Genomic DNA, 8,714 nt, shown 5'->3' with positions numbered 1-8,714 from the left:
CCTCCAACCGGCCTTTCATATCGGCCGGCGACAGGCGGAAATAGTCGCGCAAATCGCTTGAAGTCGCCACGCCGTGGGCGCGGGCGGAAATGCGCAGCAATTCGCGGTGCGCGTCCTCAGGCGTCGGCACCGGCAGGTCGAGGATCGCCTGCGGCAGCACGCGCTCGGGCAGGTCATAGAAGCGCTCGAAACCGCGGCGGTGCGCCGTGGTGATGCGGCCGGCCCAGAACAGCCATTCGAAAGCGTGTTTGGCATGGCTCCAGCCCCACCAGCCGCCCGAACCTTTCTGGCCCTCCAGCGCGGAAGCGGCGATCGGGCCGCGCTCGGCGACCTCGCGGTAGATCTCTTCGATGTAGGCGGCGTGCTCGCGGCCCCATTTGGCGAGACCCAGATACATTTCCTCGCCCCGCTCGGCGCGCTGCATGCGCCAGCGCATCAGCGGGTATGTCTCGACCGGCAGGAAGGAGGCCTCGTGCGCCCAGTATTCGAAAACCATGCGCTTGCGCGTCACGGCCGCGTTGTCGAGCAGCGAGAACGGGTAGGGGCCAAGGCGCGAATAGAGCGGCATATAATGAGCGCGCACCACCGCGCTGACGGAATCGATCTGCAACAGGCCGGTGCGGGACAGCGTGCGGGCAAAATGCCGGCGGTCGGGCGTGCCGGTCGGGCGAGGATCGAGGAACCCCTGGGCGGCAAGCGCAATGCGCCGGGCCATCGGGAGCGAGATCTTTTCCTTCATGCAGATATCACTTTGACGTGTTTTGACCGAGGGTCGAATGGCTGATTCCAACCCATGCTAGCAGGGTTTTGGCGGCATCCATGTCAGGAGAGAAAAGTGGAGTAAAAAGCGAAGGAAATCAAACAGGAGCGGATCGGACCAGTTTGCCGCGATATGCCGTCCAGGTCGATGTTTTGAACAAGGTTTGACTTGCTTCGCTGGAAGTGCTGCGCTAACCCTCGCCGCGTTGCAGCATAGGCCCTTAAAACGGTTCAGCGGTTAAACTGTCACGCTTCCGCATTAGGGTCCGGTGCTGTAATCAACGTGGATTGGCGCCAACGGAAAGCCGAGCATGAACGCACTCTTGAGCTCATACCTGCCCATCGTCCTGTTCATAGGCGTGGCGCTGGTTGTCGGCCTGGCGCTGCTGGCCGCGCCCTTCCTGGTGGCCTACCGCAATCCCGATCCCGAAAAGCTTTCCGCCTACGAGTGCGGTTTCAACTCGTTCGACGACGCCCGCATGAAGTTCGACATCCGTTTCTACCTGGTGTCGATCCTGTTCATCATCTTCGACCTGGAAGTAGCCTTCCTGTTTCCGTGGGCGGTGTCATTTTCGAAAATCGGCATGCTCGGTTTCTGGTCGATGATGGTTTTTTTGGCGGTGCTGACCATCGGCTTTGCCTATGAATGGAAAAAAGGAGCGCTGGAATGGGATTGAACGACAGTTCAGGCACCCTCGTCGCGCCGAAGCCCAAGGGCATCATCGATCCCAACACCGGCAGGCCGGTGGGGGAGGACGATCCCTTCTTCCTCGAGATCAACAACGAGTTGGCCGACAAGGGCTTTCTGGTCACTTCGACCGAGGCGCTCATCACCTGGGCGCGCAGCGGGTCGCTGATGTTCATGACGTTCGGCCTCGCCTGCTGCGCGGTCGAGATGATCCACACCTCGATGCCGCGCTATGATTCGGAGCGGTTCGGTGTCGCGCCGCGTGCGTCTCCGCGCCAGTCCGACATCATGATCGTCGCCGGCACGCTGACCAACAAGATGGCGCCGGCGCTGCGCAAGGTCTACGACCAGATGCCGGAGCCGCGCTACGTCATCTCGATGGGCTCCTGCGCCAATGGCGGCGGCTATTACCACTATTCCTATTCGGTGGTGCGCGGCTGCGACCGCATCGTGCCGGTCGACATCTATGTGCCCGGCTGTCCGCCGAGCGCCGAAGCGCTGCTCTACGGCATTCTTCTCCTGCAGAAGAAGATCCGCCGCACCGGCACGATCGAACGGTAAATCCATGACCGCATCCCTGAGCGAACTGTCGAACTATCTCGGCGAGAAGCTGATCGGCCGCGTGAACGAGGCTGATATCGCCTATGGCGAACTCACCATCCATGTCGAGCCGCGCGATCTGGTCGAAGTGATGACCTTCCTGCGCGACGATGCGCGCTGCCAGTTCATCTCGATCATCGATGTCTGCGGCGCCGACTATCCGTCGCGGGCCAAGCGTTTCGACGTCGTCTATCACCTGTTGTCGCCGAAGCAGAATGTGCGCGTCCGCGTCAAGGTGCAGGCCGACGAGGAAACCATGGTGCCGTCGATCACCGGCGTCTATCCCGGCGCCGACTGGTTCGAGCGCGAGACCTACGATCTCTACGGCGTTTTGTTCTCCGGCCATCCCGACCTGCGCCGCCTGCTGACCGACTATGGCTTCGAAGGCCATCCCTTGCGCAAGGATTTCCCGCTGACCGGCTTCGTCGAGGTGCGCTACGACGACGAGGCCAAGCGCGTTATCTATGAGCCGGTCGAGCTCAAGCAGGAATTCCGCAATTTCGATTTTCTGTCCCCGTGGGAAGGTACGGATTACGTGCTGCCGGGTGACGAGAAGGCAAAGCAGTAAATGGCTGAAACCTCCGTCCGCAACTTCAACATCAATTTCGGCCCGCAACACCCCGCGGCGCACGGCGTTTTGCGCCTTGTGCTGGAGCTGGACGGCGAAGTCGTCGATCGCGTCGATCCGCATATCGGACTGCTGCATCGCGGTACCGAAAAGCTGATCGAAGCCAAAACCTATCTGCAGGCGGTACCCTATCTCGACCGGCTCGACTATTGCGCGCCGATGAACCAGGAACATGCCTTTGCGCTGGCCGCCGAGCGTCTGCTCGGCATCGAGGTGCCGAAGCGCGGCCAGGTGATCCGCGTTCTCTACAGCGAGATCGGCCGCATCATGTCGCACATCCTCAATGTGACGACGCAGGCGATGGACGTCGGTGCGCTGACGCCGCCGCTGTGGGGCTTCGTCGAACGCGAAAAGCTGATGGTGTTCTATGAGCGCGCCTCCGGTTCGCGCATGCATGCCGCTTATTTTCGGCCCGGCGGCGTCCATCAGGACCTGCCGCGTCAGCTGGTCGAGGACATCGGCAAGTGGATCGACCCGTTCCTGAAGTCGATCGACGACCTCGACCGGCTGCTGACCGGCAACCGCATCTTCAAGCAGCGCAATGTCGATATCGGCATCGTCTCGCTGGCGGATGCCTGGGCTTGGGGTTTTTCGGGCGTGATGGTGCGTGGCTCGGGTGCAGCCTGGGACCTGCGCAAGTCGCAACCCTATGAATGCTATTCGGAGATGGATTTCGATATTCCGATCGGCAAGAACGGCGACTGCTTCGACCGCTACCTCGTGCGCATGGAAGAAATGCGCCAGTCGGCGAAGATCATGCGCCAGTGCGTCGACCTTTTGCTCGGCAAGGAGAGCACCGGCCCGGTGTCGAACCTCGATGGCAAGGTGGTGCCGCCCAAGCGCCAGGCGATGAAGCGCTCGATGGAAGCGCTGATCCATCACTTCAAGCTCTACACCGAGGGTTATCGCGTGCCGGCCGGCGAGGTTTACGCCGCCGTCGAGGCGCCGAAGGGCGAATTCGGCGTCTATCTGGTCTCCGACGGCTCCAACAAGCCCTACCGCTGCAAGCTGCGCGCGCCGGGTTTCGCGCATCTGCAGGCGATGGATTTCCTCTGCCGCGGCCACATGCTGGCCGACGTCACCGCCGTTCTCGGCTCCCTCGACATCGTGTTTGGTGAGGTCGATCGCTAAATGTCAGTCCGCCGTCTCGCAGAAGCCAGCGTCCAGCCAGCATCCTTCGCCTTCAACCGGGCGAATGCCGCGGCTGCGAAGCAATGGATCAAGAAGTACCCGAAGGGCCGTGAACAGTCGGCCATCATCCCGCTTCTGATGATAGCACAGGAGCAGGAAGGCTGGGTGACGAAGGCGGCGATCGAGACGATCTCCGACATGCTCGGCATGCCGCGCATCCGCGGGCTGGAAGTCGCGACCTTCTACACGCAGTACCAGTTGAATCCGGTCGGCACGCGTGCGCACATCCAGGTCTGCGGCACCACGCCCTGCATGCTGCGCGGTTCGGAAGCGCTGATGGATGTCTGCCGCTCCAAAATCCATCACGACCAGTTCCACACCAACGACAAGGGAACCTTGTCCTGGGAAGAGGTGGAATGCCTCGGTGCCTGCGTCAACGCGCCGATGGTGATGATCTTCAAGGACACGTTCGAGGATCTGACGCCGGAACGCCTGGCTGAAATCATCGATCTCTATGACGCCGGCAAGGGTGCTGCGGTGGAACCGGGGCCGCAGAACGGCCGCACCGGCTCGGAGCCGGCCTCCGGCCTCACCACGCTGAAGAGCGAAAAGGCGATCCTCAAGTCGACCCGCGACAGGGAAGCCAGGGAGGCGGCCAAGGCCGCCAGGGCGGCACCCGACGCGATCGTCGCAGCGCCGGTGCCGGCGCCGGCCGCGGCCCCTGTCGCACCGTCCAACACCAGCAAGCCGAAGACCGACGCCCCTGAAACCAGCCCGGCGTTGAAGACGCCTTCAAAAACCAAGGTCGCGCCGGCGGTTGAAAAGGCGGCGAGTGTTGCCGCTCCACTGCATTCGGCCGCCAATGCCAACAAGGCAGACTCCAAAGTCGAGCAGGTTTCCAAGCAGCGCAGTGGCCCCATCACCAAGGCCGAGCCGGCCTCCGCCTTCAAGGCGCCAGAGGTCAAGGTACCGGCCGCCAAGCCGGCCAAACCGTCGCTCGGGGACAAGAACCGCCCGGCCGGCATCGACAGGCCGGCACAGGTCGATGACCTCAAACTGATCTCCGGCGTCGGCCCCAAGATCGAGGGCATCCTGCATACGCTGGGCATCTTTACCTTCGCGCAGGTCGCGTCGTGGAAGAAGGCCGAACGCGAGTGGGTGGATGGCTATCTCTCTTTCCAGGGCCGCATCGATCGCGACGACTGGGTCAAGCAGGCCAAGGCGCTCGCCAAGGGTGGCGTCGCCGAATACATCCGCGTCTTCGGCAAGAAGCCGGTCTGAGGGACGAAAAATGCTCGGGGATAAAGACCGCATCTTCACCAATATCTACGGCCTGTTCGACAAGTCCTTGGCCGGCGCGATGGCGCGCGGCGCCTGGGATAACACGCCCGGCATCGTCGCCAAGGGCCGCGAGTGGATCGTCAACGAGATGAAGGCGTCGGGCCTGCGCGGCCGTGGCGGCGCCGGCTTCCCGACCGGCCTCAAATGGTCGTTCATGCCCAAGCAGAGCGATGGCCGGCCGAGCTATCTCGTCATCAACGCCGACGAATCCGAGCCCGGCACCTGCAAGGACCGCGACATCCTGCGCAACGACCCCCATACGCTGGTCGAGGGCGCGCTGCTTGCCGGTTTCGCCATGGGTGCGGTTGCCGCCTACATCTATGTGCGCGGCGAGTTCATCCGCGAGCGCGAGGCGCTGCAGCGCGCGATCGAGGAGGCCTATGAGGCCAAGCTGATCGGCAAGAACAACACCTCCGGCTACGATTTCGACATCTACATGCACCACGGCGCCGGCGCCTATATCTGCGGCGAGGAGACAGCGCTCCTCGAAAGCCTCGAAGGCAAGAAGGGCCAGCCGCGGCTGAAGCCGCCATTCCCGGCCAATGTCGGCCTCTATGGCTGTCCGACCACGGTCAACAATGTCGAATCGATCGCGGTTGCGCCGACCATCCTGCGCCGCGGCGCGGCCTGGTTCTCGTCCTTCGGCCGGCCCAACAATGTCGGCACCAAGCTGTTTTGCATCTCCGGCCACGTCAACAATCCGTGCACGGTCGAAGAGGCGATGTCGATCCCGTTCCGCGAGCTGATCGAGACGCATTGCGGCGGCATTCGCGGCGGCTGGGACAATCTTTTGGCGGTCATACCGGGCGGCGCTTCGGTGCCGCTGGTGCCGGCCGAACAGATCATCGACGCGCCGATGGATTTCGACGCGCTGCGCGACCTCAAATCCGGCCTTGGAACCGCGGCTGTCATCGTCATGGACAAGTCGACCGATGTCGTGAAGGCGATCGCGCGGCTTTCCTACTTCTACAAGCACGAGAGCTGCGGCCAGTGCACGCCATGCCGCGAAGGCACCGGCTGGATGTGGCGGGTGATGGAACGGCTGGTGCGCGGCGAGGCGCAGAAGCGCGAGATCGATATGTTGCTCGACGTCACCAAGCAGATCGAAGGCCATACGATCTGCGCGCTGGGCGACGCGGCGGCATGGCCGATCCAGGGCCTGATGCGGCATTTCCGCGGCGAAGTGGAGCGGCGCATCGACGAGTTTTCGCGCAATGCGCACCGGGCCGAGCCTGTGATGGTGGCGGCGGAATAGAAGAACGTTTTACGCGGACGAAAGTCCGCAGCGAAGGGCGGGGCGAACGACGAAACGACCAGGAGAACTCTATGGCGCCGTATTCGAACCCGCTGATGCCCAATTTGGACCAGATCGAGCAGATGAACCAGGACTTGACCAGGATGATGCCGAAGGAGATGGCCAGTGCCGTCAACCTTTTCGTGCATCCTGTGGCGGGTGCGGCGGCGATGTCGGCGCTTGGCCTCGGGCTTGCCAATCATGCTTTCGGCGTCTGGCTGGGCGCGTTTTCAGGCGCGGCAGAAGCCTCGCAGCGGCTGCTGCAGCCGATCGTCGATGATTTGGAGGCGCGCGTCGCGCAGTTCGATGAACCGAGTCCTTCCTCCACCAAGGCACGGGCAACGGCGAAAACAATGATCGCCGAGGCGCAGTCCTTCGCGCAGGAAGTCACCGATATTGCCGCCAAGGAAGCCGCCACCATGACGCCGGTGGCAAATGCCGTTCCCGCAACGGGCGGCGTCGGCGATGCGCTGTTGCCCGAGGACTTCAGGCAGCCCAAGGCCATGGAGAAGCCGGCGAAACCGGCGGATCTCAAGGCGATATCCGGCATCGGGCCCAAGCTGGAAAAGGTTCTCAACGGCCTCGGCATCTGGACGTATGCCCAGATCGCGGCATGGACGCCGCAAGAGGTTGCCTGGGTCGAAGACTATCTGTCGCTCGGCGGCCGCATCGGCCGCGACGATTGGACAGCTCAAGCGGCGGCGCTCGCCGTCAAGAAGTGAATGAAGTGCCCGACGTGGTCTCGACCGCGTCCGGAAAAAGAGATTGCGGGAACTCCGCAGGGGTTTGAGGCGAATGGCAAAGCTCAAGGTCGACGGGAAAGAGATCACTGTACCCGACCACTACACGCTGCTGCAGGCGGCGGAAGACGCTGGCGCGGAAGTGCCGCGCTTCTGCTTCCATGAGCGGCTGTCGATCGCCGGCAATTGCCGCATGTGCCTGATCGAGGTGAAGGGCGGGCCGCCCAAGCCGCAGGCCTCCTGCGCCATGAACGTGCGCGACCTGCGTCCCGGCCCGAATGGCGAGGCACCGGAAATCTTCACCAACACGCCGATGGTCAAGAAGGCCAGGGAAGGCGTGATGGAGTTCCTGCTGATCAACCATCCGCTGGATTGCCCGATCTGCGACCAGGGCGGCGAATGCGACCTGCAGGACCAGGCGATGGCCTTCGGCGTCGATTCCTCGCGCTATCACGAGAACAAGCGCGCGGTCGAAGACAAATACATCGGACCGCTGGTGAAGACGGTGATGAACCGCTGCATCCACTGCACGCGCTGCGTCCGCTTCACCACCGAAGTCGCCGGCATTTCCGAACTGGGCCTGATCGGCCGTGGCGAGGATGCCGAGATCACCACCTATCTCGAACAGGCGATGACCTCGGAGCTGCAGGGCAATGTCATCGACCTTTGCCCGGTCGGCGCGCTGACCTCGAAGCCATTCGCCTTCCAGGCGCGGCCGTGGGAGCTGACCAAGACCGAATCCATCGACGTGATGGATGCCGTCGGCTCGGCGATCCGCGTCGATAGCCGGGGCCGCGAAGTGATGCGCATCCTGCCGCGCGTCAACGAGGCGGTGAACGAGGAGTGGATCTCCGACAAGACCCGCTTCATCTGGGACGGCCTGCGCACGCAGCGCCTTGACCGCCCCTATGTGCGCAAGGACGGCAGGCTGGTTGCTGCCAGCTGGGCCGAGGCCTTCGCCGCGATCAAGGACGCGGTGTCGAAGACGGCGCCCGAAAAGATCGGCGCTATCGCGGGCGATCTCGCCGCCGTCGAAGAAACCTATGCGCTCAAGCTGCTGATGGCTTCGCTCGGCTCGAAGAATACCGATTGCCGCCAGGATGGCGCCGCACTCGATCCGGCGCTCGGCCGCGCGAGCTACATCTTCAACCCGACCATCGAAGGCATCGAGCAGGCCGATGCGGTGCTGATCATCGGCGCCAACCCACGCTATGAAGCCTCGGTGCTCAATGCCCGTATCCGCAAGCGCTGGCGGACCGGCAATCTGCCGGTCGGCGTCATCGGCGATGTCGGCGATACCCGCTACGACTACGAACAGCTGGGCGCCGGGCCGGATTCGCTGAAGGATTTGGCTGACGGAAACGGCAAGTTCTTCCAGACGCTGAAGAAGGCGACACACCCGCTGATCATCGTGGGACAGGGCGCGCTGGCGCGTGCCGATGGCGCGGCCGTGCTCGGCCAGGCGGCCAAGCTCGCGGCCGCCGTCAACGCTGCCAGCGCAGACTGGAACGGCTTTGCCGCGCTGCACAATGC

The 8,714-nt window shown here is 63.3% G+C and carries 9 protein-coding genes; 8 read left to right on the top strand and 1 reads right to left on the bottom strand.

Annotation, left to right across the window (positions count from 1 at the left end; all coding sequences use genetic code 11):
• On the bottom strand, positions 1-739 hold a 739-nt coding region (locus EN955_RS32275), incomplete at its 3' end, for a crosslink repair DNA glycosylase YcaQ family protein (RefSeq protein WP_164769944.1).
• Between the two features lie 331 nt (positions 740-1,070).
• On the opposite strand from EN955_RS32275, the gene EN955_RS32270 reads away from it, so the two are divergent.
• From EN955_RS32270 to nuoG, 8 genes are all read left to right on the top strand, one after another.
• Positions 1,071-1,436, top strand: a complete 366-nt coding sequence (locus EN955_RS32270; protein ID WP_010910112.1) for an NADH-quinone oxidoreductase subunit A — start codon at positions 1,071-1,073, stop codon at positions 1,434-1,436.
• Positions 1,427-2,008: an NADH-quinone oxidoreductase subunit B gene (locus EN955_RS32265; RefSeq protein ID WP_013531090.1), complete on the top strand. Its 582-nt coding sequence runs from the start codon at positions 1,427-1,429 to the stop codon at positions 2,006-2,008. Before EN955_RS32270 ends, EN955_RS32265 begins: the two co-directional genes overlap by 10 nt.
• 4 nt (positions 2,009-2,012) lie before the next feature.
• Positions 2,013-2,615, top strand: coding sequence for an NADH-quinone oxidoreductase subunit C (locus tag EN955_RS32260; RefSeq protein ID WP_024501362.1), 603 nt, complete (start codon positions 2,013-2,015; stop codon positions 2,613-2,615).
• The gene (locus tag EN955_RS32255) at positions 2,616-3,806 is read left to right on the top strand and encodes an NADH-quinone oxidoreductase subunit D (RefSeq protein ID WP_024501361.1); all 1,191 of its coding nucleotides are present in this window, start codon (positions 2,616-2,618) and stop codon (positions 3,804-3,806) included.
• Positions 3,807-5,087, top strand: a complete 1,281-nt coding sequence (locus EN955_RS32250) for an NADH-quinone oxidoreductase subunit E (RefSeq protein ID WP_024501360.1) — start codon at positions 3,807-3,809, stop codon at positions 5,085-5,087.
• Between the two features lie 10 nt (positions 5,088-5,097).
• On the top strand, positions 5,098-6,402 hold the full coding sequence (gene nuoF / locus EN955_RS32245; protein ID WP_013531094.1) for an NADH-quinone oxidoreductase subunit NuoF: 1,305 nt from the start codon (positions 5,098-5,100) through the stop codon (positions 6,400-6,402).
• 71 nt (positions 6,403-6,473) lie between these two features.
• Positions 6,474-7,163, top strand: a complete 690-nt coding sequence (locus EN955_RS32240) for an NADH-ubiquinone dehydrogenase (RefSeq protein ID WP_024501359.1) — start codon at positions 6,474-6,476, stop codon at positions 7,161-7,163.
• Between the two features lie 73 nt (positions 7,164-7,236).
• Positions 7,237-8,714 (top strand): NADH-quinone oxidoreductase subunit NuoG (gene nuoG / locus EN955_RS32235; RefSeq protein ID WP_127223535.1); only part of this gene is annotated, 1,478 nt, incomplete at its 3' end.

Source organism: Mesorhizobium sp. M7A.F.Ca.CA.001.04.2.1, assembly GCF_003998485.1.
Classification (GTDB): domain Bacteria; phylum Pseudomonadota; class Alphaproteobacteria; order Rhizobiales; family Rhizobiaceae; genus Mesorhizobium; species Mesorhizobium ciceri.
Note: the sequence above shows the minus strand (reverse complement) of the source record. Positions and strands in the feature narration are given on the sequence as shown.

What these genes read in the sequence shown, in the direction of transcription:
- EN955_RS32270 (WP_010910112.1), top strand. Translation starts at nt 1,071, where the DNA reads ATGAACGCACTCTTGAGCTCATACCTGCCCATCGTCCTGTTCATAGGC.
- EN955_RS32265 (WP_013531090.1), top strand. Translation starts at nt 1,427, where the DNA reads ATGGGATTGAACGACAGTTCAGGCACCCTCGTCGCGCCGAAGCCCAAG.
- EN955_RS32260 (WP_024501362.1), top strand. Translation starts at nt 2,013, where the DNA reads ATGACCGCATCCCTGAGCGAACTGTCGAACTATCTCGGCGAGAAGCTG.
- EN955_RS32255 (WP_024501361.1), top strand. Translation starts at nt 2,616, where the DNA reads ATGGCTGAAACCTCCGTCCGCAACTTCAACATCAATTTCGGCCCGCAA.
- EN955_RS32250 (WP_024501360.1), top strand. Translation starts at nt 3,807, where the DNA reads ATGTCAGTCCGCCGTCTCGCAGAAGCCAGCGTCCAGCCAGCATCCTTC.
- nuoF (WP_013531094.1), top strand. Translation starts at nt 5,098, where the DNA reads ATGCTCGGGGATAAAGACCGCATCTTCACCAATATCTACGGCCTGTTC.
- EN955_RS32240 (WP_024501359.1), top strand. Translation starts at nt 6,474, where the DNA reads ATGGCGCCGTATTCGAACCCGCTGATGCCCAATTTGGACCAGATCGAG.